We start from the raw sequence: 25,554 nt of genomic DNA, 5'->3' as shown, positions 1-25,554 counted from the left end.
CGGAAACTCTGCGCTCTGATTCTATCAGCCCTCCGGCCTAATTCCTGGCCTTCAGTTTCTCGGGCGCTAGCGGCGAGTGTTTCAGAATTCGCCTGTCGGGGATTCCTGCCGCAGGCCTCGGGCGGACCGTGCTCGGGCGGGGCGGAGCTTCCCCCCCGGCCGCCCCGCCCCACCTCCGAACCGCGCGGCCGGCATCAGCCGGACGCGGAGAAGAGGCACAGCGCAGCGACCCACCCGATCGACCAGCGCCAACCCCCACCCACGACACCACTCATCACCAGAACAGGGCGCAGGAAGGTATGTCGGGCTGGTGAGAATCGCCGGGCGACTCTCTGACCAGCGCTGATGGCTTAGCGGGGCCGGGCTTGGTGGAGGCTGTACGCGCAGCTGATCGCCTACCCGAACGGGCGGCTGACCGCGTAGCTGGACGCGTAGCCAAACGGCGGGGCCGGCCGCTGGGTGCGGGGGCGGGGTGCAACGCGGGGGTGCAACGCGGGCTCTCTGGCCTGTCCGACGGGTGTTTACGCAGGTCAGGGGTGCAACGCAGGCGCCGTGTTGCACCTCGCGTTGCACTCCGCGTTGCACCCGCGTTGCAGGGGGCGGAGGGCTGCGGCCGGCGGGCGGGTCAGCCGTCCAGGTAGCGGCGGAGGGCTGCTCGCCGGGCTTCGGCTTCGAGCTGGCCCTGGAGGGTGGCCGCGGCGCGGCGGCGGGCGGCCAGGGCGTCGAAGCGGGCGTCTCGGGCCTCGCGGGTGATGATCCGGTCGACGCAGAACGTCTCCCTGGTCCACAGGTCGACCAGGGCGCGGGTGTGGGGGTCGGCGGCCCAGCGGGTGCCTCTGGCGTGGCGGCGCAGGGTTCGGGGGTGGAGGCCGGTGTGGTGGGCGAGGGTGCGGATGGCGCGGCGGGTGGGTCGGTGGGGTGGCCAGCGGCGGAGGTCGAGGGGTTGGTCGGTGTGGTGTTTGAGTAGGGCGAGGATGTGGTCTTGGATTGTGCTGTGTTGGGTGAGGGGGCAGGCTCCGGGGTTGCGTGCCGTGTATTTATTGTGGAGTGGGCAGGTTTCCTGTTGGGTCTTTTTCGTGGTCATGGTTTGAGTGTGTGCTCGATGGCCTGTGGAAATCCGTTTCGCTCGGCTTTTCGGCGCTCTTCTCGTTTATGGAATGCGTAGCATGTTGTAGCGGTGTTCTCAGTACCGATCTGGCATTGAGCGGCCGTGGGGGATCTGGGTCATGCTGTGGGGAATTCCTCCGTTGCTTCGGTCGTCCTTCGACCAGCGCTTCGAGTGGAGGAGGCGGACGTTCCACCAGGGGTCGTCGCTGGGCGGTCCGTGCCTCTCGGCGCGGCGCAGGGCGCGGGTGGTGGGCAGGTCCAGGACGATGGGCCGGCGCTTGTCGGTGCGGCGCTGGCGGTCGCAGGAGGGGCATTCCAGGCGGTCGGGGTGGGCGTTCTCGTCCAGCTCGTCTTCGGAGTCGTGGGCGCCGCCGAGGGGGCCGTGGCAGGTGTGGCAGGGGTGCATCTGGTCGTTGTGGGCGCGGGCGGCGAGCAGCCTGGCGCGCTGCTTTGCGTCCCGGGCGTCCTGCTTGGCCTTGGCGGCCTGCTCCTGCTCGGCGTGTTCCTGGTCCTCGCGTTCCTGGCGGCGCTGGGCGATGAGGTCCCAGTCGGGTTCGTCGTTGAGGGCGTCGGTGAGGGAGTGTCGGCCGGGCCGGCCGAAGCGCCACCAGATCGGCCCTTGCCAGCCGTGCTCGCGCAGCCGCTCGACGGTGGTGCCGAGCACGGGGATCCTGCCGTCGAAGGTGGCGTAGGTGACGCCCTCCTGCTCGTGCGTGTGGCCCTGCCAGTGCTCCCGGGTGGCGTTGCGCAGCTCCTCGAGACGCTGTTCCAGGGCTTCGGGGCTGTAGCGGGGGCGGCTGCCCCTGGTGCCCTGGTCCAGGACGAACAGGACCGGCGGGCGGACGGCGCGGCGGGGCCGGTAGCCGTAGGCGGGTTCGGGGGCGTTGTAGCGGACCTCGACCTCCAGGCGCTCCTGGCCGCCGTCGTGGACGGTGCGGTCGAAGTAGCGCTTGTAGTTGTCGAGCTTGCCGGCGACCTTGCGGATGTCGGTCATGGTGCCCCGGTCGAGTTCCAGGAAGGCCACCGGGATGCCGAGCTCGGGCAGGCGGACGACGGCGTCGGGGATGACGTTGACCTTGCCGGTGATGGTGTGGGGTGTCTCGGTGGCCCAGGCCTCGATGCCGCCGGGCAGCGGACCGGTGGGCAGGGCGCGGCGTGGGGGTGCCTGGCGTTTGTCGGTGCGGGGCGGGGCGCCGTGGGTGGTGGTGCCGGTGACGGCGGTGATGACGAGCTCGTTGACGAGCATGGCGTGGGGTGCGCCGGTGAGGCCGGCGCCGCGGGCGTGGCCGCCCATGTCGCGGTCGTCGCCGAGGGCTTCGGCGGCGGCGGCCAGGCCGAGCGGGGTGAGGCCGACGATCTTCTCCGCTCCGGGCCCGCCCGGCTTCGGCTTCGCGGCCCCCTCGCCTCCCCCGGCTCCCCCGTCTCCTCCGGCGGCTGGGGCGGTCTTGGGGGCGGGGCGGCGGCCCGGCGGCGAGGTGGTGCCGCGGACGTCGACCAGCTTGTGCTTGGTCAGGTCCCGGACCGCTTCGGCCACGTGCTCGACGCGGTGGTGGGCGCGGTACTCGTCGGCGGCGATCAGGGCGTGCAGTTGCTTGTAGGTGGCGATCTTCAGCACGCCCAGCGCGGCGAGGACGTCGGCGCGCAGCGGGGCCGTGCTGCCGTTGGGGTTGAGGGCGGAGCGGCGGAAGTGCACCCGGCCGGGCCGGGCCGGCTGTTCGCCGTCGTGCCGCTCGCCCTGGCCGCCGTGGCCGTCGTCCTGGTCGTGGTCCATGTCCTGCCCCCTGGTGGTTCGTGGTGGTGATCTTCTCTGCTGTACCGCACACCACCGACACCGGGGCCGCCCCGCCCGCCGCTCGCCGCCGCCCACCCGCCGCACGCCGACCACCGGGAGGCGCCCAGCCTCCCCGGCCGGGAGGGGGGAGGGCCCCAGCGGCGATGGAGCGGGTGGGCAGCACTGGACCCGGCGGTGAACCCGATCCCGACCTACCCAACTGCACCACCAACCACCAACAGCTCAAAGAAGGGAAGGGAGAGGGTTGTCGGCAACCCTGGGCGGCCCGAATCCTGGGGATGAGCTGGGGAAATGTCGAAAGGTCGGCGAATGCTTCCCCCCGGGGCATCACCCGGGGACGGCCCCGGGGAGATACCCGGGGAACTCCAGCGGGCTATTTCGCCTCGCCAGCGCGCCGTGACGGCGGCTCAGGCTCTGATCGGACACTACCCCGGGCCTGCCTTCGGCACGTCGGATCGGCCGGCCTGGCCCCGCTGGGTCGGCGGCGCGGGGTGACGAATCGAGTGGCGGCGGCGTTGGAGCGGGGGTGAGCAGCACTTCCACTCCCCGCCCGCGGCGCGGTAGCGCCGGGTTGGGGCCGGGCGTCGGCGGCCGGGCCTTCGCCGTCGTGGGCCGGGCGCCGCGGTCCCCGCTTCCTTGGTCGCAGGAGTCGGTCGACGACGGGCTGCGGAGCGTGCTGGACGGCCATCAGTGGCTGGTGGCGGCGCGGTGGGAGTCGGCGTTCGAGGACCTGGACGAGGACGTGCTGGGCGAGGTGGCCCAGGAGGCCCGCCAGGACAGGCGGGACCCGGCCGGGGCCGTCGACGTCTTCGTACGGAGTCTGGTCCGGCAGTTGGAGGACTGGAAGCAGGCCGATGCCGCGTTGGAGGGGGCACTGGAGAAAGCCGCGCTCGGGCGGCCGTTGCCGGTGTGGGCGGCCGACGCCCTGGCCGCCGAGCAGGAACGGCTGCGGAACGCGCGGCAGGCCCTGCTGGAGGCTGTTGCCCGGTACCACCATGGTGGCCCTGCGTCCTGGTGAGGTCCGGTCAGCGGGCGGAGGCCGGCTGCGGCGCAGGCGAGCGGGTGCTCGGGCTTGTCGCTGTCCACGAGGAAGGCGCCGTCGACCAGGACGGCCCCGCCGTCCACGCGGCCGGCGCCGTCGATCCGGCCGAGCCCGGCCGTCCTTACGGACCTGGAAGAGGCCGGGACCCTGGCTCCGGCCGATCAGGTCCCGGCCGGGGCCGAGCGGCGCGGTGGCGCGGCCCCGGCCGGCACGAGGTACGGGCGGCACGGGGCAGTGCGGGTCGCGTTCAGTCCGGGTCGGCGGACGCCAGGGCCACCGCGAGCACCAGGTGCGGGACGGCTTGCAGGCACTGCTCGGCCATCAGGCTCGGGTCAGTGGCGGTGCGGGCGTCGACCAGCGCCAGCAGCCCTGCGCCGATGGCCGTGTCGACCGCCGTGTCCAGGACCTCGGCCGCCGTGAATTCCCCGCCGGCCGCCAACTCGCCCGCCCGGGCGAGGGCCTGGGCCGGGTCTTCGCGCCACAGCCCGGCGATCTCGTCGCCGGCGCCCGCCAGGTCGATGGCCGCGCCCTGCTCCGCGGTCGGCAGCGGCACCGGCCCGGCTGGCCCGGGTTCCTCCACGAGCTCCTGGGCCCGCGCGACCGCCACCCGGGCGGCGAACGTGCGGAGGCCTTGCTCGTGCTCGCGCGCGACGGCGTCCGGCCAGCGGGCCTCGTCCTCGGCCCGGGCCGCCTCCAGCAGCGGAGCCGCGGTGTGGCTGAGGTAGACGACCGGCAGCGGGTCCACCACCACCGCCTCCTGCCCGGGCGGCGCGGCGGCGATCGGCCCGTACACCTTGCCCGCCGCTTCGGCGCAGGCGCCGACGGCGGTGGTCAGGGCGGCGATCAGCCGTGCGTGGCGGCGTCGGCGGGCAGGCGGGTCCAGGCGGGAGGGAGTCGCGGTCACCCCCGCACTATGCCGCTCCGCACCCGCCGACGGGGCCCGTTCCGGTAAACGCCCGCCCGGATGATCAGCAGGTGCTGTTCGACGTCATGACGAACCGGCGTCACGAGCCATGACCAAGGGCGGCCGGGTCCGGTGGGTGCGCAGGACGGCGTCGAGCGCGAGGTCCGCGGTGGGGTGGGTCTTGGGGCGGGAGAGGTTGTCGACGAGGAGCCGGGCGCCACCGGGCCGGTGGAGGAGGGCGATCCAGCCGGCCTGTCCCCACGGCCCGTCGGGCAGGGGCGCGGCCCAACCGACCGGCGTGCTGTCGTGGCGCAGCTGGAGGACGCCGTGGGCGGCGGGGGTGAGCCAGGAGCCGAGTTCCCAGCCGGGGCCGAAGGTGGGCTCGAGGTCGTCGAGGAGGTCGGGGAAGTCGAAGCGGATCTCGGGGTCGGTGCAGGCCGCCCGCCGGGCCTGCTCGGCCGCCTCGGCCACCGAGCGCCAGGCCGACACCGGCCCGGTGGCCGGCTCCGGCTCCGGCTCGGGGGCGGGAGGGGGCGGCTGCTCGGTCGGGGCGGGGGTGGCCGGGGTTTCGCCTCGCGAGGCGTTTGTCCCCTCCGGCGCGACACCGTCGTCGTTGTCCGGGCCGTCGTCGTCGTGGTCCCAGTGGTCGATCCGCTCGCGCGAGCGGGCGACGAGGCGCTCGTGCTCGTCCAGGTGCGGCCAGCGGGCCTTGTCCCGGATGTCCTGCGCGGCCATGTAGGCGCGGGTGCCGTAGACGGGCAGCACCTTCGCCAGCTCCGCGAACGCCGCGACCGGATCACCGGCGGCGGTCTCCTCCAGGAAGCGGGTCAGCCGGCGGTGCAGCGCCTCCGCGGTGCCGAGGAGGTGCCGACCGTCCTCCCCCCAGCGGGCCAGGACGTCCTCGGCCCCGGCCGCGGCCACCGGTGCAGCGGCCGGGTCGGCTGCCGCACCGCCCGGTGCTGCACCCGAATTCGGTGCAGCGGCGCTCGCTGCTGCGACTGCTGCTGCTTCGCGGGCCTTGGCCCTGGCGCGGTCGACCTTGCTGCGGCACGAGCGCGAGCAGTAGGTGCGTGGCCGCCCGGTGTGCGCCGCGGGGACGGGGTGGGGGCAACCAGGCCGGGCGCAGCGCCGGGCCGGTTCCTCGCCGGTGGTGGCCGACTGGTCGGTGGCGGCGGTCGGCGGGGCGCTGTCCATGCCCGGGATCGTAGCCGTCGGGGCTGACGGCCCGTCCTGGGTTTCGCCCCGCTGTTGGGCGTGGGGCGAAACCTGGTCGGCGGGTGGTGCGGGTGGATGGGTGTGGTCTGTGCCGGTGGGTCGGGCCGGGGCCCGTCAGAGGTTCTGGAGGTAGACCTGGTGGACGGTGCGGGCGGCGTGCTCCGGGGTGGCGTGCAAGCGTGCTTCCAGGGTGACCGGGTCGCCGATGAAGTAGCCCTCGCAGACCGCGACCCAGGCGTCGGTGCCGTCGAGGCCCCGCTCGACCCAGCCGACCTGGTGGCCCTCGCCGAGGACGAGCAGGACGTCGGGCTGGACCGTCCAGCCGGCGAGCGTCCAGTGGTGGCCGAAGGCGGCGGGGTCGAGCGGGATGCGGACGTCCATACTGCGGGGCAGGCCGCGCAGCAGCGGGTCGCGCGGCACCGGCACCGTCCGCTCCTCCCGGCCCGCCGGCCCGGCCGACGCGGGGGCGGGGACGGTCTGCTCGGCCAGGCGCCGGCCGACCAGACCCCGGAGCCCCCCGGCCTCCGCCGCCGGGCCGGCCTGCTCGCGCGGCACCGGGCCCTGTGCCGGGGTCGCCGTTTCGCCCCGGGGCGCAGCGGACGCGGATTCGGTGGCGCCGGCGGTGGCGGCTGTTTCTCCCCGGGGCGCAACGGAGCGCGGCAGGGCCGTTCCGGCGGTGCGGGCGGCTCCGTGTCCTGGGGGTGTTTCGCCCCGGGGCGATCCGTCGGCGCCTGCGGCCTCCGAGACCGGGACGGCGGACGCGGGGCGAGGCGCGGGCGCTGCGGCCGACGCCGTCCCGGCCGTCGCCGGGGCACTCCCGGACGTGGTGCGGGTTTCACCCCGGGGCGATTCGGCGGGCACCGGAACGGGTTGTCCCGGGGCCGGGGCCTGGGTCGGGTGCTCGGCGAGGAGGCGCTCGGCCAGCTCCCGGTGGCGCCGCATCAGCAGGTCGGCGGCGCGGAGGACGTCGCCCACTGCTTGGCGGGCAAGGGCTGCGTCGCTGTCGCGGGCGGCGCAGTCCAGCTGAAGCAGGAGCAGTCGGTCGTGCCGGCCGAGCTCCTCGCCGAGAGCGAGAAGCTCGGCGACCGCCGGGTCGTCGGCCAGCCCCTCGGGCAGCGCCGTTTCACCCCGGGGCGTTTCGGCGGCCGCAGCGAGAGCCGTGGCCTGCTTCTCCCTCTCCCGGGCGCGGTCGGCTTTCGACGAGCACGCCTTCGAGCAGTACTTCGGCCGGCGGCCCCGGCCGGCCCACGCCAGCTCCGTCCCGCACACCGCGCACGTCGGCCCGCCGAACAGCATCGGCTCCGACGCGACACTCGCCGCATTACCCCCCGGGGAGAAACTCATGATCGGGATGCTAGCCCGACGACCTGCGCCGATTCACCCCGGGGCGGAACGGTCGGACGGCAGGGCCTCGAGGCGCCCGCCGCGTCGCGGCCCGGGTCGCACGGCGAGGCCCTCCTCCGCCGCGAGGACGCGGTCGGCGGCCGCCGTACGGCGCGAAGGGGCTGCGGGCAGACACGGCGCCGGCCGGCGGGCGGGTCAGTCCCCGGCCGGGTCGGCGGTGTAGGCCAGGCCGCCATGGCCCAGCCGACGGCGCCCACCGTCGGCCCCGTCCCGCGAGTCCGGTGCCGGGGTGGTGGTGGAGAACGGCGAGCCGAGGCGTTCGGCGGGCAGGAGCCGCTCGGCGAGCGGCTCGTCGAGCGCGCCGTGCGGGTGCGAGAACGGCTGGGACAACGGACGCCGACGCGTACCGGATTGATCACTCATGGCTGACAGTCTGTCACCCGAGTCGGGCTCCCGACCGGGCCGGCCGGGCGGCCGGTGGCAGCCGGACAACCTCACCAACATCTACACCGGGGACGAGTTCCACGAATTCAGCATTCCCGCAGCTCAAGGCCATATTTCTTGACCAAGGGGCTTACGGACCCCTGGTCCCAGGTAGGGCCTGTGGGTGTGCGGTTCACCGGCCGCCGATAGACATCGGGCAGTGGCCGGTGGCGGTCGCAGCGCAACGACAGCCCACTCCCGCGTCCGGCAACCGGACCGGACCGAACCGAAGCCCAAGGAGGCACTGTGAAGGACATTCTCATGAAAATGATTCGGGCTCTCCGGCAAACGCCGACCGGCGGCCTGACGGCCGTAGTCCTGGTCGCATTCGCCAGCGACGTACTGCAGGGCGCCGACGTGGTGGTGCAGTGGATGACGTGAAGACGCCCGGTCCGACAGCCGACCGACACACTTCCCCGGGCGACGTGGGTGGTCCTGACGGGTGTTCTCCGGGTGCGGCCTCAAGGGGCCGGGCCCGATGGTGGGGTGGTGGCGGTCGTCGTGATGGTCGAGCAGCCGGAGGACCCTGTGCTCCTGGTCGTGCACGCGGCCGGCTCCGACCCGGACGTGCCCGGCGACCCGGCGGCGGTGACCGCCTGCGGGCTCGACACCGCAGGCATGGCCGTCGAGCCGTGGCACCCGGCGGCCCCGGGTCGGGCTGGTACCCGCCCGACCTCGCCCGCCACGTCTGCCCGCGCTGCGACCGCGCCGTGCGATCGGCGACATGAGCGCAGGTCAGCAGGGTGGCTTACAGATTCTCGCCCGCCTCGGAGGGTGCCCGCCGGCGATGGCCCGTGGTTGTGCGTCCCAGGTCCGGCGGGCGCCCCGGCGGCATCGTAGCCGGGCCCGGCTCGCCCGGTGGCCGACGGACGCGATGGCGCGCGGCAGCGAATTCGACGGTGACGTGGTGTTCGGAGTCGATCACGGACGGGTAGAGCTCGCCTGGCCAACGACCCGGAGGGGAGAAGCGGTGAGCGAGTCGGATCACATCAAGTCGCTGATCATCAGCACGGCGCAGGAGCTGTGGGAGGACAAGGAGGCCCTGGGCAAGTTCCTCGGGGTGGTGCGGCGCAGTCCGGGGTTCGCCGGCCTGGCCGACGCGGTGGAGCGTTCGACGGTGCGACCGGCGAAGGCCACCTTCTACGGGGTGCAGAGCACGGAGTTCCAGGCGTAGCGCGCCCGGCCCGTGCGACGGCCCGCTCCCTCGGCTGGGGGGCGGGCCGCCGCTGTGACCTGGGGTGGGGAGTTCGGCGGGGCGAAACTCACCGGATGCCGAGCGGAAACTCGCCGACCCGCCGTGACCGTGGCGGTGCTGGTGAGTTCACCGGTCATGACGAACATGACCGCCCGGGCGGACGAGGTGGTCCTCGGGGACGAGGACCAGGAGCAGCGGCACGTGGTGAACGGGCTGCTCGCCGAGGCGGGCGAGGCGGGCCGGCGGGCGGCGGGGTGGGTGCGCGGCCTCGCCGAGCGGCAGACCGAGGAGGCGCACCGCACGGTGCTGGGGCGGGCGGCCGACGCCGTCGAGCAGGCCTGCGGACGGGAGGTCGTACCGGGCGGCGAGGGTCAGCTGGACGAGGAGCTGGCGTACGGCCTGGGCGCCGGCGTCGTCACCGGCGGTGTGCTCGCCGACGGGCTGCCGGAGCTGTCGACGGGCGAGCGGATCGCGCTGGTCGCCCTCTGCGCGCTGGCCGCGGCGATGCCCCGCACAGTGCTCGGCGACCTCGGCCGCGAGCTGCCCGTCCTCGTCGCGACGATGGAGGCCGCCGCCGAGGCCGGCCGGACCGCCGGCTCCGGCGACAGGTGACACGGCCCCGCTCCGGCTACGGCCGCTCCGCTTCGCCGTCCGGGCGCGGCGGGTGGAGCCAGCGGGCGGGGACGGTCATCGGGGTGGTGGTCAGGAGCTCGACCGCGGTGCCGGTCAGGTCGCTCAGGGCACCGGTCACCACGTAGCCGACGCCGGGCGGCAGGCCGAGCTCCACGGCCTGGTCGTCGGTCAGCTCGACCCGGACCCGGGAGTGCGGGGCGACCAGGACCCCGGCGACCATGTGCTCGCCGTCCGGCTCCGGGAGGTCGGTGACGGTCAGCTCGAACTCGGCGCCGGCGCGGATCCAGCGCCGCCAGTGCAGCAGGACGCTGTCCGGGTCGGTGGTGTCCGGCGGGTACCGGTCGTACGGGAGCCGGGCCGGGACGCGCACCAGGTAGGTCTCCCCGACCCGCACCTGCGCCGCCCGCACCCCAATCGCCTCCTGGCCCGCTCTTCTTCCAGTCTGCGCCTGTCCCACCCCGGTCCCAGGTCCGGCCGCAGACCGCCGCCACCTGCGGAAACAGGATGGGACTGTCCTATGACCGTCCCAGCGGACCGGGCACAGCGGGCGGGGGCGGGGCGGGGCGCGCGCCTGGTCAGGCCGCTTCGGCCTCGGCCTCGGTGATGCGCTTGTGCAGGGCGGTCAGGAACTTCGGGTAGTTGCCAGCGGTGCGGGCTTCGTCGAAGGCCGGGTGCGCGCCCGCCAGCCGCAGCGCGGCGACGGCTTCCTCCCGCAGCCGCGTCAGCTTTTCGACCAGCTCCTGCGGCCAGAGGGAGGTGGCGGGCCCGTCCTGCAGGCCGCCCGCGGGCGGATCGGCCGGCCAACACAGCCGCTCGAGCCATTGCTCGGGGGCAGGGAACCGCTCGCGTGCCTCTTCAGCGATCGCGGCGGAGAACTCGGCGGCCGCACGCTGCGCGGCCCGGGCCGCCAGCTGGAGATCGACCAGGTCGGCGGGAACAGCATTGTCGTCGGGCACGGGAGAGGAGCTTACGGGCCGCGCCGCCTTTCCCCGGACGCGGGCCGCCGCCCGCGCGCCGATCCCTCGGGCGGGTGCTCGCTCCCGAGGGGCGTGATGGGGCCGGGCCCGGGGACGTAAGGGGGGTTGGTCCGCCGGGGCCCGGCCCTGGGGCCAGCAGCGCCGGGGAGGACGTGGCGCAGCTGTGCTGGCCGGCGGCCCGGTGGTGCTGTTGTGGGGCCGCCGTGCCGGGAACAGTAGACCCGCCGGCCGGACGCTGGCCAGGGGTTTGACCTGCGTTTTTCCGGCCGCGAACATGCCAGGCGGCAGGGCGTCCTCGCGGACCGGACCGCTCGACGCCTTGTCCGTTCCCGGGATGCCGGACCGCCGTCCGCACGGCGCGCGCGACCTACGATGGGCCGGTGTCCGACATCACCGACTTCCCCGCCGACCTGCTCGACCTGCAGCGCCGCTGGTACGCCGCCGAGGCCGCCTGGGCCGCCGACCCGGCCGAGGAGAAGCGGCTCGTGTTCGCCGAGGCCGGCGCGCGGCTGTACGCCCACCCGTACTGGGCCACCGTCGGGAACCGGCACAAGGCCGTCATGGAGCTCAAGCAGGCCGCCCGCCCGGCGTCCGCGCAGGCCCCGGCGGCCTGATCCCCGGGTCCGGCCCGTACCCGCTCCCGCCCCGGGCCGTTGACCGGTCATGGACGACCGCACGCCGCACCCCGCTCCGCCTCCGGCCGCGCCCTGGTGGCACCCCACCGTCCCGACCGTCGCGACCGCCCCCTCCCCGGTCCCGGCCCTGGCCACGCCCGCGAGGAGGGCCGGCATCCCCGGCCTGGCCTCCTGGGCGCAGCGGGCGACGGCGGCGGGGATCGAGGTGGGGATCGCGGGCGGGCTGATGACGGCGTACCTGGCCGCGCTGTCGGCGCTGGCGCCGGCGTTCGCGGCGCTGCAGCTGCTGGCGCTGCTCGCGGACACCGACATCCGGGGGTCGCTGGCCGGCGGTTACTGGGTGGTCGGGGGCGGGTGGCTGGTGCTGCAGTGGGCCGAGCGCGGGCGCACCGGGCAGGGTCTGGGCGGGCGGCTGGTGGGGATCGTGCTGGTCGACGAGGACACCGGAGCGCCGATCGGTCCGGCCCGGGCGATCTGGCGCGGCCTTCTGCACGCGCTGGACGCGCTGCCCGCCTTCGTCGGCTTCGTGCGCCCGGTCACGCACGTGCGGCGCCAGACCTGGGCGGACACCGTCAGCCGCAGCGTGGTGGTCCGGCAGGAGCTGATCGACCGGATCGCGCTGCCCCGCCAGCAGTAGCCGACGGCGGCCCCGTCCGGTGCTACCAGTGGGGGCCGATCAGCAGCACGGTGAGCACCGCGTCGTCCCGGCCGTCGCCGGTTCCGCGGCCGGCCGGATCCGGGCCCCAGGTCCAGTAGATCCGCCAGGCGCCGGCGCCGGTGTCGATTCAGGAGTCGACGACGCGGCGGCCGTGGCCGGGCAGGGCGCGGTAGCGGTGGGTGCGCAGGCCGGGGTGGCGCGGGTCGGCGGCGAGGCGGTCCAGCGCGCGGCGCACCCGGCGCAGCCTCACCGCATCGGCCCGCCGTCCCCGTTCCAGGCAGTGCAGGGTGCGGGCGGCGGCGGGGGCGCAGTGCAGCGTCGGCATCGCGGTCTCCTTCGGTGCGGGGCATGCGAAAAGGGGCCCGCCTCCCCGGTGCGGGGAAGCGGGCCCTCGGTGGGCGGGTCCGGCGGCGGCCGGGTCAGCCGGTGGGGCCGGCGGCCGGTCCGGCGGCCGCGATGCACTCGACGTCCAGCTGGTCGGCGCAGCCGGTCAGGGAGGCGGCGTAGGGTTCCGCGGCCTGCCGGCAGCCGGTGTCCTCGCAGGGACAGGCCCTCCAGCTCTCGGCGACGGCGCGCAGCAGGGCGGTGACGGCGGTGGCGGGGATCATCAGGTCGCCGCTCAGCAGGTCGTGGACGACGGGCAGCGGCAGGGACGGCAGGCCGTCGGCGGCGGCGTGGTGGCGGTGGTCGCTCATTTCTTGTTCTCCGAATTCCGTCGGTGAATTTCGCGGGGTCGCGCAAATGGAAAGTCCCGGCCGCTCGAGGGCGGCCGGGACATGTTTTTCGGCGACACGGGGCCGCTGTGCGGGGTCAGCGGGGGCTGCGGGGGATCCCTGCGGAGGTCTCCAGCATCTCGGCGGCCTCGCGCAGCGCGGCGGCCAGGCCCAGGCGGCCCAGGCGGCCGTAGACGCTGATCCGCAGGCCTCGGACACCGTCCAGGTCGGCGTCGCGGACCTCCGTGAGCGGGTACTCGTCGCTCTCGTGGACCCAGGTGTCCACGCAGTGGCGGGCCCGCACGCGCATGCTGCACCCGAGCCGCGGGTCCAGGAGCAGCTGGACGTCGCACTGCTCGTCGCGGTCCTCGCTGTGGGCGACGAGGACGTCGGCGATCGGGCCGGGCCGCAGGTCGGACATGGCGGCGAAGTGCCAGTCCGCGTCGGTGTAGTCGGGGGTGGCGAAGACCTCCGGGTCGGTCGGGCCGACCGGCAGGTAGCGGGTGCTCAACAGGGTCTCCTCGGGTGCCGAAGTGTCGTTCGGGGTACCGGGCCGCAGTGGCCCGCTGCCGGGGCGGCCCGGGGCCGTCGCCCCGGGCGGGCGGTCTACAGCTCGATGTCCATCCAGGCGATGTCGTTCAGCTCGACGTCCAGGCGCCGGGCGCGGCCGCCCTGACGGAAGTAATACTCACCGAGGGCGTCGGCCAGGATCTGCTCCTGCTCGGCCCGGCCGGCTCCGGCGTCCCGGGCGGCATACAGCTGCTGAGCGACGGAACCGGGCATCTTCTGGGTGATCGGGCGCTGGCGGGGGTCGTCGGTGGAGCCTGCCGCCGCGCTGAAACCGAAGGCCGCCTGCAGGTGGAGCACGAAGCCGTTCTTCTCGGCGTCGCGGCGCACCCGCGCCTTCACCCGCGGCTGCCAGGCGGCGCGCACCGCCTGCTCGACCTTCACCGCGTTCGCCCTGGCCATCGGGATGTCGCCCTTCAACCCGCCCTCGTCGGCGGCCCGCAGGGCATGCACCCAGCGCTGCGCGGTGCGCACCGAGACGCCGGCCGCCCGGGCGAGCTGGGCCGTGTCCTCCTTGGCGACCTTCTCCCACAGGAACTTCACCCTGGTGTTCAGGTGCACCGGGATGGGGCGGGTGCGCTCGGCGCGCTCCAGGCCCTCATCGATCTCCCCCACGGGGCATCAGGTCCTTCCTGCCGCCCCGGCCGGGGCGGCTCGTGTTCGTGTGGTGGTGGAGCGGGCGGCCCGCCGGTCGGGTGCCGGCGGGCCACCCGGGAGGCCAGCTACTCGTCGGTGGAGACGGCCCCGCCGGTCTTGATGTGCCGGGCCGGGTTGACGTCGTCGGCGAGCATCTCGGCGATCTCCGGCATCGGCCTGCTGCCCTCGAACTTCACCAGCCCGGGCGACACCCCGAGACGGAGCGAGGTGGTGAGGGTGCCGTCCGGCCGGGTGAGGATGTCCAGGGCCCCCGGCCCTGGGGCGGCGAAGACGGCACAGTCGGACAGGATGGCGAAGGCGTGCAGGCCGGTCTGGGCGGCCATGCGGCGCAACTTGCGATGGAGGTTGACGGTGGCGGTGTCGATGACCAGGGCCCGCATCAGCGGGTCCCAGGTCGGGCGGTCCAGGGCGGCCCAGCGCTCGCCGGGCTTGTAGCCGTACCCGCGCGGGCGCTCGCGCATCTTGCCGATGGCACCCTTCGCGCTCTGCTTGATCGCGGTGAGCACCGCCAGCTCCGCCGGGTCACCGGTCTTGAGGCCGGCCATCGCGTCGAGGAAGGCGACCGGGTCGGTGTCGGCCAGCTTCAGCGGCACGCCCAGGGCCGCCATCGTGTCCAGGTAGGCCTGGCGCAGGCGCTTGTGCCACGGGTCCAGGTACGGACCGTGCTCGTGGCGCAGCCAGCCCTCCAGCGGCTGCGGGCGGGCGCCGAGCTCGACGGCGTAGGCGACCTTCACCGTCGAGTACCAGGCCGGCCCGGTCGGACGCTCGCCGTCCGCGCTGAACGGGCTCGGGAGCAGCGGGTCGGTGTCGACGCCGGACAGGTCGACCAGCCACGATCCGGGGGTCTTCGGGTCGAAGAGCGGGTTCAGCTCGTGGACCGGGCCGGACAGCGGCAGTGTCAACCTGCCCGCCGCCGCGAGGAACGCCATGTTCACGTCGAGGCCGACCGCGAACGGCGCCGCCGCCTCCTCGTCGGTGAGGTCGCGGTGCCAGTCCCATGCTTCGGTCACCAGCTCGCCGAACGCGTCGCGGTCCTGGGCGAGCGGGTGCACGTCCGGGACCTCCGGCGGCGCCGCATCGAACGCCTCCTTCGGCCGGGAGCCCTCCACCGGACCCGACGTCCAGCCGGCGTCGGTGCGCACCGCGCGGGTCGGCGGGCGCAGCGCGGTGACGAGCTCGAGGCCGGAGACGGCGGTGGAGCCGCGGGGGGTGAGGACGCGGGTGGCGTAGGTGCCGAGGAGGCGGGCCAGGCCGGGGGCGTCGAGGCTGTCCGGGACGGCGGACCAGTCTCGGGTGGGCAGCGCTCCCCAGGCCGGGATGCACAGCTGCACGCACTGGCGGCGGCCGTCCTCGGGGGTTCGGTAGATCCGCGCCCACGGGCCCAGGCCGCGCTGGGTGAGCTGCCAGCCGGCCTTCTCCAGCGCCTTGACCGCCCTGTGGGTCTTCGGCAGCTGACCCAGGCGCTGGACGAAGTCCTTCTTCTCGTCCCGGCCCATGGCGGGCAGGCCCAGCTCGGCGAGCGCGGCGTCGGTAATAACGACCAGGGCGTCGCCGTCCTTGCCGTGCCGGTGCAGACGCGGCGAGCCCAGCCGGCTCTCCAGCGCCCAGTCCACGATGTCGGCGAGCGTACGGCCGACCGGCGCGGTCGGCGCCTGGGTGCCGTCGGCGAGGTAGGCCACCAGGGCCTTGCCGTCCGGGGCGACGTCCAGCACCGCGAGCGGGCCGGCCGGGAACCGGGCGGCCGCGGCCTGCTCCCAATCGGCCGGGCCCTCCGCCGCGGCGGCTTTCTTCGCCGGTGCCTTGCGCGCCCGCGACAAGCCGGCGGCCGGACGCGACGCCACGGAGCGGCTCGGCGCGGCCGCCGAACCTGACGCGGCGACGGCTGCGGCCGGGGCCCGGCGGGACGCGGCGACCGGGGCGTCCGAGGCAGCCGGTTCCGGCGACACCGCGGCGGGAGCGGGCTTCGGGGCAGCCGTGAGGGCTGTCGGCGAGGCGGTGGCGGCGGCGATGTTCGGGTGGTGGGCGAGCGCCTCCAGAGCGGCCCGCGAAGGCCCCGCCGCCGTCACCTCGGTGTGCCGCTCCACCACCAGGTCGGCAGCCGCGGCCTGCGGAACCGGAGCGGCATCGGCCGGCGCCCCGGCCGGAGCCGGCGCGCACCAGCCGCCGAGATGGAGCGGGCGCCCACCGACCCGGTACGCCACCGCACGCCCGCACCGCTCGCACGGCACCGGCGGATGGAGAACGGGGTCGCCACCCGGCCCGCGGTCGTAATCGGCCCCGGCAACGACCACAGCGCCGGACGGCGCCGCAGCAGCAGCCCGGGCGGGCTCGGGCGGGGTCAGCGGCACGGCGGGCGAAGCAGCGGGGACAACCGGAGCCGGGACCGGCTGCGGGACCACTGCGGGCGCGGGTACAACGGCGGCGGCCTCCGGAGCCGGGGCCGGGTCGAGGGGCCGCACGAGACCGGCGGCCTGCGCGCGGCGCAGCCACTCGGCCGGTTCGACCGTGCCGTGCTGCAGCGCCAGCGTCGCCAGGAACGCGATGTACACCTCGCGCTTGGGCGGGCGGGGCTCCGTCGTCCCGGCCTCCCACCGCACGATCGTCTCCCGCCGGGTCTTCAGCGCCGCCGCCAGCTCCTCCTGGGTGTAGTCACCGGCCTTGCGCAGCCGCTCCCGCTCCGCCGGCACGGGCAGGTCCTCCACCGGCTTCGGCCGCGCCAGCAGCGCGTCGATCGACGCGAACAGGTCCTCACTCATCGACACCTCACCTCCACCACACACTCTAGCGTGAAAGTAACTTGCGGATCGCACATTTCAAACGAACATCACCGGTTCGGGGCATGCCGAGGGCACGCTGCTGACAGCAGGGGTCTGTACATCAGGCGGACGGGGGGTCTACCCACCACGCGGACGGGGGTCTACCCACCAGCCGGACACCTTTAAGAGAAGTAGTTAGAGAAGTCGCGGCGAGCCCCTCCCGGACGCCGAAGGCCACCTACAGGTGGCTACGCGCGCGACGCGCGAGCCCGGCCGGCCTTCCGCCGAACCACGGCGCCCCGGGCCCCCTCTCGAACCGCTCCGGCAGGCCCGGGGGTGGCGTCGTGGGTGACGCCAGGGGTGGCGTCACCCACGACGCCCAATATCTAGAACCCGTACTCCAGAACCGTCGCTGCACTCGTCCTTCCGGACCGCCGCAGGCCCCTGACGGGTGGCTGCGCGCGGGCACGCGCAGCCACCCGGGGACGGTTGCCCTGCGGCGCCGGGTCACATCCAGATGTCGCTCTCGTCGTCGCCCGGGCCGCCGCCGTGGAAGCAGTGCGGGCAGTCGCAGTAGTGGTGGGCGTACTCGGCGGCGAGCTGGTCGTGCTCGGCGCCCGGGTGCCCCCGCAGTACGGGCCACCCGCCGCCGGCGCGCTCGGCCTGCACGGCGGCCTGGACCGCGGCGAACATCTCCAGCACCAGGCCGAGGCGGTGGTCGACCAGGTCCGGGTGCTCGGCGAGGCGGCCACTGGTAGCGATGTCCGAGTAGTCGGTGATCAGGGCGCTCGCAGCGACCTGCAGCGAGTCCATCTTCGAGTTGATGTCGGTGGCGTTGGTGCTGGTCATAGCAGTTTCCTTTCAACACGAGAGGAACGCCTCGAGCCCACGGGCGGGACTCCGAGGGATTGCACGCGCGCGCAAGACGCGCGCAGGCCACCTGCGGCAGCACTCGGGGGTGGCCTACGTCCGCGAGGCCGTCGGTTCGCCGTCGGCAAGGAAGGCAGCGACGAGCTCGGCCACCGCAGCCCGGTCCGCACCGGGCCGTCGGGAAGGCCGCTGCCGTCGGCCACGGCGATGCCGGCTTCGAGGTCGGCGGCGCCGTCGGCGGTCGCCGTGCCCCTTCCGGACGGCCGCAGGCCAACGCTGCCCGGACCGGCCGTTCTCGAACGCACGTCGCACCGGAAGCCCTAGATCGTCTTCTGGCGGCCGATCTCGACCTTGGGCGGACCAGCGGAGCCTGGAAGGGGGTTTGGGCCGCCAGAGGGGCCGCCAGGCCCCTTCCCGGGGCCGTCTGGTGCTCAGGTCATGTCGGGGGTCATGTCGACGAAGCGGCTGTAGTGGAGCTGCGCGGCCAGGGTGATTGTCGCGGTCGGGCCGTTGCGGTGCTTGCCGACGATCAGGTCGACCTCGCCCGCACGGGGGTGTTCCTTCTCGTAGGCGTCGGGGCGGTGGAGCAGGATGACGATGTCGGCGTCCTGCTCCAGCGAGCCGGATTCGCGCAGGTCGGCGACCATCGGGGTCTTGTCGGTACGCATCTCGGGGCCGCGGTTGAGCTGGGCCAGGATGATGATCGGGATGCCGAGCTCCTTGGCCAGCAGCTTGACGTTGCGGCTGATGTCGGAGACCTCCTGCTGGCGGTTGTCGTCGCCGCGCCGCTTGGTGCCGGCGGTGATGAGCTGGACGTAGTCGACGATGATCAGCCCCAGCTCCGGAACGCGGTGCTTTAGCCGGCGGCACTTGGCCTGGATCTCGGGCAGCGACCGGGCGGACTCGTTGATGTAGAGCGGGGCCTCGCTGTAGCGCGGGGCCGCGACGGCCAGGCGCTGCCAGGCGGCGTCGTCCAGGGTTCCGGCCCGCAGATGGTGCAGCCCGACCTTGCCCTCCGCCGACAGGGCCCGCATGTTCAGCTCGTCGACCGACATCTCCAGCGTGATGAACGCGGCCGGGCGCCCGGCGCCCTCGATCAGCTGGTCCGCGGCGTTGCGCGGCATGGTGCAGGCCCGCGCGAAGTCCATGGCCACCGTCGACTTCCCGTGGCCCGGCCGTCCCGCCACGATGATCACCTGGCCGGGCTGCCAGCCCTGGGTGAGCGCGTTCAGGTCGGCGAAGCCGGTCGGCACGCCGGTGATGCCCTCGCGGGTGCCGGCTGCCTCGATGTTGTCGAGGGTGGTGCCGACGGTGTCGCGCGGCATCACGAAGTCGTCCTCGCGGCCGCGCGTCTCCACCACGGCCGCGATCTCGGCGGCGGCGGCGGCGGCGATCTCGTCGATCTCGCCCTCACCGGCGTAGCCCATGCCGACGATCCGGGTGCCGGCCTCCACCAAGCGGCGCAGCACAGCCTGCTCGCGCACGCCCTCGGCGTAGTACTCGGCGTTCGCCGCGGTGGGCACCGAGTTGACCAGGGTGTGCAGGTAGCCGGCGCCACCCACGCGCTCCAGCTCACCGAGTTTGCCGAGCTCGCGGGCGACGGTGATCGGGTCGGCCGGCTCCTTGCGCTTGTGCAGGTCGAGAATCGCGCGGTGGATCGTCTGGTGCGCCGGGCGGTAGTAGTCGTCCGGGCTGAGCATGTTGGAGACGTCGATGATCGCCGACGCCGCCAGCAGCATGCCGCCGAGGACGGACTGCTCGGCCGCCAGGTCCTTCTCCCGGCCGCCGGGCGGCACCCGCTCGAAGCCGCTGTCGGCCTGCTCCGGCGTCGCCCTGCGCCGCCGGGCCTTCGGCGACGTCTCCTCGGTCGGCGGCTCGGTGTCGGCCCAGTCGATCTCGTCCGGGGTGTGCTGGGTGGGTACGCTCGCGGTGGATTCCACGGTTCACTCCTGGGGTCCGGACACGGCCGCCGGGGCCTGGCGAGGTTCTTCCGGTGGCCGTGTCGTGCTGTTGCGGGTCGGGCAGGGTCAGATGTTCGGCTTGCGCAGCCCGGCCAGCAGGTTGGCCACCTCGGCCGGAGCCGGGACCGGCTTGAAGCTCGGATCCTCCTGCGGCGGCTGCGGCGGCCGGGACTGCCCGTTCTGAGACGGGATGCTGCTCACACCGGCCACGGCCTCGAACAGCGGCAGGTCGGCAATGCGGTACTTCTCCAGCACCGAGGGGTAGTTGTTGACCTTCTCGGGGTTCTTGACCAGCTGGCCCACGAGCAGCCGTCGGGACCGGTCGTCCAGTTCGGTGATCCTCGGCCAGCCCTGGTCAGCCATCGCGTCCAGCAGGGCCCAGGCGAGGGCCTTCGCCTTCGCCCGTCCAACCGACCACGGCTGCGGAAGCAGCTGAAGCAACCGAACGGCGGCCGCAGTTTCCTTCGGGTCGAAGACCCTCCCCTCCTCCTCCCCCGGCGCAGCCGGCACTCCACCGGAGGTGTCCATGAGGGGGATGGGGGAGGAGGTAGTTACCTCCTCCTGGAGGTGTGGAACCAATTCGCCATTGCCGGAAGCAGATCTGACCTGCGGAAATGTCCGTCGGCGGCCTCTGCTTTCGGCGTTGCTGCTTCCGGCATCGCCGGAAGCAGACCTGACCTGCGGAGATTGCTTTTTTGTACCGGTTTGCTCTCTGCTTTCGGCGTTGCTGCTTCCGGCGATGCCGGAAGCAGACCTGACCTGCGAAGATGCGTCATCAGCCGGATCGGCATCGGGCCGGTAGTCCGGGTTGTACGCGGGCCACTCGTAGTACTCGTAGGCCACGCCTGCGGACCGCCGGCCGTCCTCAGACCGGAGGTTGATCCGGCGGATGTACCCCTTCTCGATGAGGCGCTTGAACGACTCGTACACCGAGTTCCGGGAGACCAAACCGGAGCCGTTGGCGCTGACGACGCCCTGGCCCTGGAGGCGCTCGACCAGTGTGGGAGGGGTGACGATCAGGGGGGCCGCGTCCTGCGGCTGGCGGGCCTGCTCCCCGAACATGAAGCCGAGCTCCACCAGGATCAGCAGGTCCAGCGGGTACACGACTCGCGTCGGGCCGATGCGCATGTGAGCGAATACCGATACGGAGGGGACCGGGCCGCGCTGGCTGATGGAGTTGCTCTCGAGCTGGCTCTGGGCGGTCTGAGAACTCACTTGGACACCTCCGATCCGGTGTTGGTGGTCAGCCCGGCCTGGGCGGCCGGGCAGGGGCGAGAGAGATTTCGGGTCACGCGCATAGAGGCCGAAGGATCGGACTCGGTGTGACGCAGGACCGAGTGGTCTGCATCACTCGACCGGGGGGACTGGGTGGACATGCAGCCAGTCATGACAGGGCGAGCCTGTGGACAGAGTCCGCCGACTGTGGGCGGCATCCAGTGGACGGCAGAGCGGCCGAGCGACTGGGAGGGGCGGGCGGGGGAGACACGGTTCCGCCGAAGGATGACGGGGTGGAGCAACGGGGGCGCTACCTCTCTGAGGGGCGCCGCCACCGATTGGACTACAGGGATAGCCCGAGCGGGCGAGAGACGGGTGTCTCTCGCCCGAACCCGGGTACACCTGGTACCGTCGGCGACGACTGAGTAGACAGCTGAGCAGCCCCGAAGACGCCAATCTTGGGCTGCTTTTGCTGTTTCTGGACCTTGGTGGTACCCGCAGCGCGGGCACCGGGCAGAGCCTAGTCCTGCAGAGCTGAGGTTCCCCCCTGTCAAGCGCTGCTGGGCGTGTCCGGCAGCGGAGGACGTTCTCAGCCGCGCTTGACCACTTCCGTGAGCTGTCTGGCTATCAGGCAGTGGCTGGTGTGCTTCGGCGCCTCAGCGCCTCAGCGTGCTTGCGGATGGCGCCCATTCGTGCTGCCCACTCAGGTCCGCCGGTGTGGTCGACGTGGGCGGTGGTTTGCCCCGGGTGCTTGCGGTAGTGCAGGCCGGTCTCCTCAATGAACCAACCGTCCGCGAGAACATCCAGCGCCATCAGGAGTGCCGTGTCCTCGGAGGCCGGTAGTGCCATCCACCCACCAGCCACTGCCAAAAGGTCCTGTCGAACGCACAGCGTGGCGGGATGCACCTGCGGGCGGTGAGAGGTGGACCAGTAGTCGAAGAGCGCTCCGCGGGGCATCCGGCCGGGCTCAGGGTCGCCGAGAGTGTAGTGAACTAGGGTGCCGTCCGGCATGAGGTCGAGCACGCGGGAGACTGTCCAGCCGACGTCGGCCTGTTGCTCGAGGGTTTGGATATCACGGGCGAGTGCTCCTGCGGGAAGGATGTCGTCGGCGTCGAGGACCTTCACGAGGCTGCCGCTACTGCGGCCCCAGGCCATGGTTCGGCTGACTCCAGGGCCGCCCTTCCTGTTACCGCCGGCCTTTACCCGGAGGTCGCTGACGATGCCAGCAGGGACCTCGGAGCCGTCTCCGCCATCAACCTGGATCAGCCACTCCCAATCCCAGCCGTCCGGAAGCCTTTGTGAGGCCAGTGACTCGTAGGCGGTCGAGAGGAACGGGATGGCGGCGTCGTGCACGGGGGTGACGATCGAGAGGAGCCCACTCACGCGGTGGCCCACCTTTCCAGAGGGACGGTGTACTGGAGTTCGGTGCGCTCCGCCGGCAAAACGACGTGGGAGTATTCCACGACGTTGCCGTCGGTGGAGGTGCTGGTCTTGTCAAGGAGCAGGACCGCTGTGCCGGACGGGATTCCCAGCTTTTTGGCTTCGGTCGCCGTGGCGGTTCGCGCGCGGACCGCGTCGTGGATGCGGTCGATTTCAATGCCCACAGTGCTGAGCTGGTGGTGGGTGCCGCCCGGCCACGGCTCGCGCGCGCTGTCCAGGAGCTCAGGATTCTGCGCGGCGACCGCGTGGACCATGTAAGAGTCGATCAACGATAGCGCCACGGAGTCGCCCGGAGTGCTGTGCCAGTAGCTTCGGTGCAGCATCAGGGTGCCCACCTCGATGCCGAAGCGTGCCGCCATCTCGGCGGTCGCGGGCTCGGCATTGAATACGGCGTGACACTCGACCTGGTCGTGATCGAGTCCAGTGTCACGCTCGATGACGCCGTTGTTGCTGCGCTCACTGATGGGCGACTGCGCGAGTTTCTTCTCCCAGTTGTAGCGCTCCTGGTGGCGCCGGATGTTCTGGGGCGGGCGGCATCGCACGGTCGTGCCGTGTCCGCGCGAGGTAGTGACCAGCCCCTCCGTCTCCAGCGCGGAGTACGCGGTATTGATCGTCGTTTTTGACCCGTACCCCTCGGCTACCAGGGTCCGGATGTGTGGCAGAGGGTCTCCAGGCTGATACACGCCCGACGCGATCTTGGCAGCGATGTCGTCTGCAATTTCGCGCCATTTCGGTGTCTTCGGTGACATGGGACCACCTCCTTTCGTGACGCCAGTGAATCACAGTCCCAGGACTGCGACAAGGGCGACAGTCCCAGGACTCGCAGCAGTCCCAGGACTCACTGTCCTAGGACTGTTGACAGTCCTGGGATTCGGGTGTCATTGTTTCATCACACACCGCAGTCCTAGGACTACGAGCCTGGGGGTGTGGCGAAACAGCGGGTGTCAGCCGTCTTCGGGCGGTGGCGGGTCCAGGGGTCGATGCTCTAGCTCCCCCAGCGCCGGACGGTCGTACCTCATATCGGGCAACACCAGAACCACTTTTGAGCAGCGTGCTGCGCTGCCTGTCCGCCAGGACACCGGCCCTCGGGTCGGGCCTGGCGGGCGGAGAGAGCAGCAGCCTCTCGCCCTCTCCCCCTCGACCCTCCCGGGAGGACCCGATGTCGACCCGTACCCGCTCCCGCCGCACCTACGGCCGCGAGCCCCTCCAGCTCAGCAAGCTCAACCCGAGCGACATCGACATGCTGCCCGGCATCCAGCTCTCCATCGTCTGCCGGGACTGCCACTGCTGGCACCGCGTCGTCGGTAGGACCGACCTGAGGGTGGTCCAGCACGGCCGCGACTCCGGGGAGCGCTGCCCCGGCGGCAACCAGCAGGTGACGGCCGACATCACCCCGGAGCGGTGGCTGGCCCGCCGCCGGCGCCAGCAGCTCGAGGCCCTGTCGGCCGAGACGCGTCGCGCGGCCACCCAGCACTACAAGCCGCTGCCGGCCGAGCCCGGCCCGGTGCACCTGATGGCCGCCCCCCGGCCGGTCGTCGAGCGCACCGCGGCCGAGCGCACCAAGGAATGGAGCGGCGTGATCGAGGCCGTCAGGGACGCGGACAGCCAGCGGGCGGAGCCGCTCGTCGGTGCCGTCGGCCCGCTTCGCGGCATCGAGGCTCCGAAGAAGACGCTGCACCCCGCCGCCTGATCCACCACCAGCACGAGCAGCCACAGCGGCCCCCGACCCGCGCACATGGGTCGGGGGCCACTGTGGCTGCTCGACGCGGCACTGAGCAGCAGGACGGCCCCGGGGATTGCAGCCCCGAGGCCGTGGTCGGTCGCACCACCCCAACCCGTAGAAGACCGAGAGGAACACGACCGTGGAGACCATGATGGCACCCGCCGCCCACTCGAGCGTCACCGATCTCGACGACCTCTACACCCGGTACGCCGGCCAGCTGCTCGCGGCGGCCGCCGAGGAGCTCGCCGACCTCGGCCCGGGCACGGCCGACCTGGACGAGGACCTGGCCGACGCCGTGTGGGACGACGTCGCCGCCGGCCGCTACCCCGAGGGCGCCCGCGGCCTGGACGGCCTGCTCGTCCTGCTGCGCGACAAGGTCGGCCGGGTCCGCGCCCGAGCGTTGGCCGCCAGCGAGGCGGTCCGCGAGGTCGTCATCGACCTGGACGACCTCGCCGACACCGAGCCCGCCCCCGCCGGCGTCGTGCGACCGCTCCCGGTCACCGTCTCCGCCGCCGTCGCCGCCCTCCGCTCCCTCCCCCTGGCCGGCTGACCGCGATGAGCAGCCAGCACCTGGGCGACGCCGAAGTCGCCCGCCGCATGGAGGCCGCCCGGCAGGCCGCCGAGGCCGCCGAGCGCGCCCGCCAGCAGGCCGACCAGCTCCGCCAGCAGCAGGCCGCCGGCCAGGGAGGCACCAAGTGACGACCACCGACCCCGCGCTGTGCCGCTCCTACGGCGGCGGCAATGGCAAGGGCAGCAAGCCGACCCCGACCCCGCCGATCACCTCGAAGAAGGGCGGCAGCCGGTGAGCAGCCAGCGAGTCCCCAGCTCCACCTACGACCTCGACCTGATGCTGCGGATCTCGGCACAGGCCACCGCCCGCACGGTGCACCGCCGGCCGGACCAGGCCGCCCCGGCCCGGCCCTCCCACACGGAGCAGCCGGCGGAGCCCGAGCCGTCGGCCTCGAAGTAGCCCCGCCCCCACCCGCACCATCGCGCCGCCGGCCGGTCCGGCGGCGCCGACCAGAAAGGACCACGTGATGACGTCCGAGGAGTACGACGCCCGGCAGGCCGAGCTGGCCGCGATGAACGCCGCGTACGAGGAGGCCGACCACGCCGAGTACGTCGCCTACATGGACGCGCTCGACGCCCGCGACGTCGCGCGCTGGGCCGACCCGCTCCTGGAGCAGCCGTCCACCAGCGGCGCGCTCCTGGAGCAGCGGCACGTCCTGCACGAGGCCGCCCACCCGGAGACCGTCGCCGGCCTCCGGCGCCTGGCCCTCCTGGCCCCGTCGGCCTGAGCGGTTGCCGTCGTTCGCCGCCGCGCCCCGCCCCCAGCAGTACGGGGTGCGGGGTGCGGCGGTGTTCGTCGGTGCCCGCCGGCGCCGTGCCACGGACACCGGGACCGTCCCGGTCACCACGAGGAGGCAGAACACCATGACCCGGCACGAGACCCGCAACACCGTCACCGAGGCCACCACGAACGGGCCGCTCGTGCAGATCGGTACCTCGTCCGGCCCGATCAACATCGGGCCCGGCCCGCAGTGCAACGACCTGCGCACCGGCAGGGGCGTGCACTTCCACGGCGACGGCGCCACGTACGTCGAGAGCGTCGCCGCCACGACTGCGGACGGGGTCACCAGCCTGCCCCTCGACCTGATCTGACCCAG

General features: G+C 73.3%; 30 protein-coding genes. 12 read left to right on the top strand and 18 right to left on the bottom strand.

What is annotated here, in order from left to right:
* Positions 1-625: 625 nt before the first annotated feature.
* Positions 626-1,084, bottom strand: a complete 459-nt coding sequence (locus ACW14Y_RS42495; RefSeq protein WP_456989035.1) for a hypothetical protein — start codon at positions 1,082-1,084, stop codon at positions 626-628.
* 99 nt (positions 1,085-1,183) lie between these two features.
* Positions 1,184-2,878: a hypothetical protein gene (locus tag ACW14Y_RS42490; RefSeq protein WP_456989033.1), complete on the bottom strand. Its 1,695-nt coding sequence runs from the start codon at positions 2,876-2,878 to the stop codon at positions 1,184-1,186.
* A gap of 547 nt (positions 2,879-3,425) precedes the next feature.
* Between ACW14Y_RS42490 and ACW14Y_RS42485 the strand changes: the two genes are divergently transcribed.
* Entirely contained in the window at positions 3,426-3,917 is a 492-nt protein-coding gene (locus ACW14Y_RS42485; protein WP_456989031.1) for a hypothetical protein, read from the top strand.
* A 271-nt stretch (positions 3,918-4,188) separates the two neighbouring features.
* Here ACW14Y_RS42485 and ACW14Y_RS42480 read toward each other — a convergent pair whose 3' ends face one another.
* The 4 genes from ACW14Y_RS42480 to ACW14Y_RS42465 form a co-directional block, all read right to left on the bottom strand.
* The gene (locus tag ACW14Y_RS42480) at positions 4,189-4,845 is read right to left on the bottom strand and encodes a hypothetical protein (RefSeq protein WP_456989029.1); all 657 of its coding nucleotides are present in this window, start codon (positions 4,843-4,845) and stop codon (positions 4,189-4,191) included.
* A gap of 84 nt (positions 4,846-4,929) precedes the next feature.
* Positions 4,930-6,039 carry a hypothetical protein gene (locus tag ACW14Y_RS42475; protein ID WP_456989027.1) on the bottom strand — a complete coding sequence of 370 codons (1,110 nt, stop codon included), beginning with the start codon at positions 6,037-6,039 and terminating at the stop codon, positions 4,930-4,932.
* A 135-nt stretch (positions 6,040-6,174) separates the two neighbouring features.
* Positions 6,175-7,404 carry a hypothetical protein gene (locus ACW14Y_RS42470; RefSeq protein WP_456989025.1) on the bottom strand — a complete coding sequence of 410 codons (1,230 nt, stop codon included), beginning with the start codon at positions 7,402-7,404 and terminating at the stop codon, positions 6,175-6,177.
* Positions 7,405-7,599: 195 nt separating this feature from the next.
* Positions 7,600-7,827, bottom strand: coding sequence for a hypothetical protein (locus ACW14Y_RS42465; protein WP_456989023.1), 228 nt, complete (start codon positions 7,825-7,827; stop codon positions 7,600-7,602).
* Positions 7,828-8,133: 306 nt separating this feature from the next.
* Between ACW14Y_RS42465 and ACW14Y_RS42460 the strand changes: the two genes are divergently transcribed.
* The 3 genes from ACW14Y_RS42460 (at position 8,134) to ACW14Y_RS42450 (ending at position 9,694) form a co-directional block, all read left to right on the top strand.
* The gene (locus ACW14Y_RS42460) at positions 8,134-8,268 is read left to right on the top strand and encodes a hypothetical protein (RefSeq protein WP_456989021.1); all 135 of its coding nucleotides are present in this window, start codon (positions 8,134-8,136) and stop codon (positions 8,266-8,268) included.
* 589 nt (positions 8,269-8,857) lie between these two features.
* Positions 8,858-9,061 carry a hypothetical protein gene (locus ACW14Y_RS42455; protein WP_456989019.1) on the top strand — a complete coding sequence of 68 codons (204 nt, stop codon included), beginning with the start codon at positions 8,858-8,860 and terminating at the stop codon, positions 9,059-9,061.
* 156 nt (positions 9,062-9,217) lie between these two features.
* A complete protein-coding gene (locus ACW14Y_RS42450; RefSeq protein WP_456989017.1) occupies positions 9,218-9,694 on the top strand; it encodes a hypothetical protein in 477 nt (158 codons plus the stop codon).
* Between the two features lie 16 nt (positions 9,695-9,710).
* Here ACW14Y_RS42450 and ACW14Y_RS42445 read toward each other — a convergent pair whose 3' ends face one another.
* The gene (locus ACW14Y_RS42445; RefSeq protein WP_456989015.1) at positions 9,711-10,124 is read right to left on the bottom strand and encodes a hypothetical protein; all 414 of its coding nucleotides are present in this window, start codon (positions 10,122-10,124) and stop codon (positions 9,711-9,713) included.
* A 166-nt stretch (positions 10,125-10,290) separates the two neighbouring features.
* On the bottom strand, positions 10,291-10,671 hold the full coding sequence (locus tag ACW14Y_RS42440; protein WP_456989013.1) for a hypothetical protein: 381 nt from the start codon (positions 10,669-10,671) through the stop codon (positions 10,291-10,293).
* 401 nt (positions 10,672-11,072) lie between these two features.
* Between ACW14Y_RS42440 and ACW14Y_RS42435 the strand changes: the two genes are divergently transcribed.
* Together ACW14Y_RS42435 and ACW14Y_RS42430 are read left to right on the top strand one after the other, a co-directional pair.
* Positions 11,073-11,306 carry a hypothetical protein gene (locus ACW14Y_RS42435; RefSeq protein ID WP_456989011.1) on the top strand — a complete coding sequence of 78 codons (234 nt, stop codon included), beginning with the start codon at positions 11,073-11,075 and terminating at the stop codon, positions 11,304-11,306.
* 49 nt (positions 11,307-11,355) lie between these two features.
* Positions 11,356-11,964: an RDD family protein gene (locus ACW14Y_RS42430; protein WP_456989009.1), complete on the top strand. Its 609-nt coding sequence runs from the start codon at positions 11,356-11,358 to the stop codon at positions 11,962-11,964.
* Positions 11,965-12,112: 148 nt separating this feature from the next.
* Here ACW14Y_RS42430 and ACW14Y_RS42425 read toward each other — a convergent pair whose 3' ends face one another.
* The 10 genes from ACW14Y_RS42425 to ACW14Y_RS42380 form a co-directional block, all read right to left on the bottom strand.
* Entirely contained in the window at positions 12,113-12,310 is a 198-nt protein-coding gene (locus ACW14Y_RS42425; RefSeq protein WP_456989007.1) for a hypothetical protein, read from the bottom strand.
* 94 nt (positions 12,311-12,404) lie between these two features.
* The gene (locus ACW14Y_RS42420) at positions 12,405-12,680 is read right to left on the bottom strand and encodes a DUF6213 family protein (RefSeq protein ID WP_456989005.1); all 276 of its coding nucleotides are present in this window, start codon (positions 12,678-12,680) and stop codon (positions 12,405-12,407) included.
* Between the two features lie 115 nt (positions 12,681-12,795).
* The gene (locus tag ACW14Y_RS42415) at positions 12,796-13,209 is read right to left on the bottom strand and encodes a hypothetical protein (protein WP_456989003.1); all 414 of its coding nucleotides are present in this window, start codon (positions 13,207-13,209) and stop codon (positions 12,796-12,798) included.
* Positions 13,210-13,304: 95 nt separating this feature from the next.
* Positions 13,305-13,880 carry a telomere-protecting terminal protein Tpg gene (gene tpg, locus ACW14Y_RS42410; RefSeq protein WP_380311802.1) on the bottom strand — a complete coding sequence of 192 codons (576 nt, stop codon included), beginning with the start codon at positions 13,878-13,880 and terminating at the stop codon, positions 13,305-13,307.
* Positions 13,881-13,987: 107 nt separating this feature from the next.
* Entirely contained in the window at positions 13,988-16,678 is a 2,691-nt protein-coding gene (gene tap / locus ACW14Y_RS42405; protein WP_456989001.1) for a telomere-associated protein Tap, read from the bottom strand.
* Between the two features lie 507 nt (positions 16,679-17,185).
* Positions 17,186-17,527 carry a hypothetical protein gene (locus tag ACW14Y_RS42400; protein WP_456988999.1) on the bottom strand — a complete coding sequence of 114 codons (342 nt, stop codon included), beginning with the start codon at positions 17,525-17,527 and terminating at the stop codon, positions 17,186-17,188.
* A gap of 452 nt (positions 17,528-17,979) precedes the next feature.
* On the bottom strand, positions 17,980-19,488 hold the full coding sequence (gene dnaB / locus ACW14Y_RS42395) for a replicative DNA helicase (RefSeq protein ID WP_456988997.1): 1,509 nt from the start codon (positions 19,486-19,488) through the stop codon (positions 17,980-17,982).
* 87 nt (positions 19,489-19,575) lie between these two features.
* Positions 19,576-20,724, bottom strand: coding sequence for a hypothetical protein (locus ACW14Y_RS42390; RefSeq protein ID WP_456988995.1), 1,149 nt, complete (start codon positions 20,722-20,724; stop codon positions 19,576-19,578).
* Positions 20,725-21,351: 627 nt separating this feature from the next.
* A complete protein-coding gene (locus ACW14Y_RS42385) occupies positions 21,352-22,107 on the bottom strand; it encodes a glycosyltransferase (RefSeq protein ID WP_456988993.1) in 756 nt (251 codons plus the stop codon).
* The gene (locus ACW14Y_RS42380) at positions 22,104-22,913 is read right to left on the bottom strand and encodes a GntR family transcriptional regulator (RefSeq protein ID WP_456988991.1); all 810 of its coding nucleotides are present in this window, start codon (positions 22,911-22,913) and stop codon (positions 22,104-22,106) included. The genes ACW14Y_RS42385 and ACW14Y_RS42380 overlap by 4 nt, the downstream gene beginning before the upstream one ends.
* A 410-nt stretch (positions 22,914-23,323) precedes the next feature.
* Here ACW14Y_RS42380 and ACW14Y_RS42375 point away from each other — a divergent pair, with 410 nt between their 5' ends.
* From ACW14Y_RS42375 to ACW14Y_RS42350, 6 genes are all read left to right on the top strand, one after another.
* On the top strand, positions 23,324-23,854 hold the full coding sequence (locus tag ACW14Y_RS42375) for a hypothetical protein (protein WP_456988989.1): 531 nt from the start codon (positions 23,324-23,326) through the stop codon (positions 23,852-23,854).
* Between the two features lie 172 nt (positions 23,855-24,026).
* Entirely contained in the window at positions 24,027-24,437 is a 411-nt protein-coding gene (locus ACW14Y_RS42370) for a hypothetical protein (RefSeq protein ID WP_456988987.1), read from the top strand.
* Between the two features lie 5 nt (positions 24,438-24,442).
* The gene (locus ACW14Y_RS42365) at positions 24,443-24,586 is read left to right on the top strand and encodes a hypothetical protein (RefSeq protein ID WP_456988985.1); all 144 of its coding nucleotides are present in this window, start codon (positions 24,443-24,445) and stop codon (positions 24,584-24,586) included.
* Positions 24,587-24,689: 103 nt separating this feature from the next.
* A complete protein-coding gene (locus ACW14Y_RS42360) occupies positions 24,690-24,857 on the top strand; it encodes a hypothetical protein (RefSeq protein ID WP_456988983.1) in 168 nt (55 codons plus the stop codon).
* A gap of 67 nt (positions 24,858-24,924) precedes the next feature.
* On the top strand, positions 24,925-25,185 hold the full coding sequence (locus ACW14Y_RS42355) for a hypothetical protein (protein WP_456988981.1): 261 nt from the start codon (positions 24,925-24,927) through the stop codon (positions 25,183-25,185).
* 136 nt (positions 25,186-25,321) lie between these two features.
* Positions 25,322-25,549: a hypothetical protein gene (locus ACW14Y_RS42350; RefSeq protein ID WP_456988979.1), complete on the top strand. Its 228-nt coding sequence runs from the start codon at positions 25,322-25,324 to the stop codon at positions 25,547-25,549.
* Positions 25,550-25,554 lie beyond the last annotated feature (5 nt).

The sequence above is a fragment of the Kitasatospora sp. cg17-2 genome (assembly GCF_054031055.1).
Note: the sequence above shows the minus strand (reverse complement) of the source record. Positions and strands in the feature narration are given on the sequence as shown.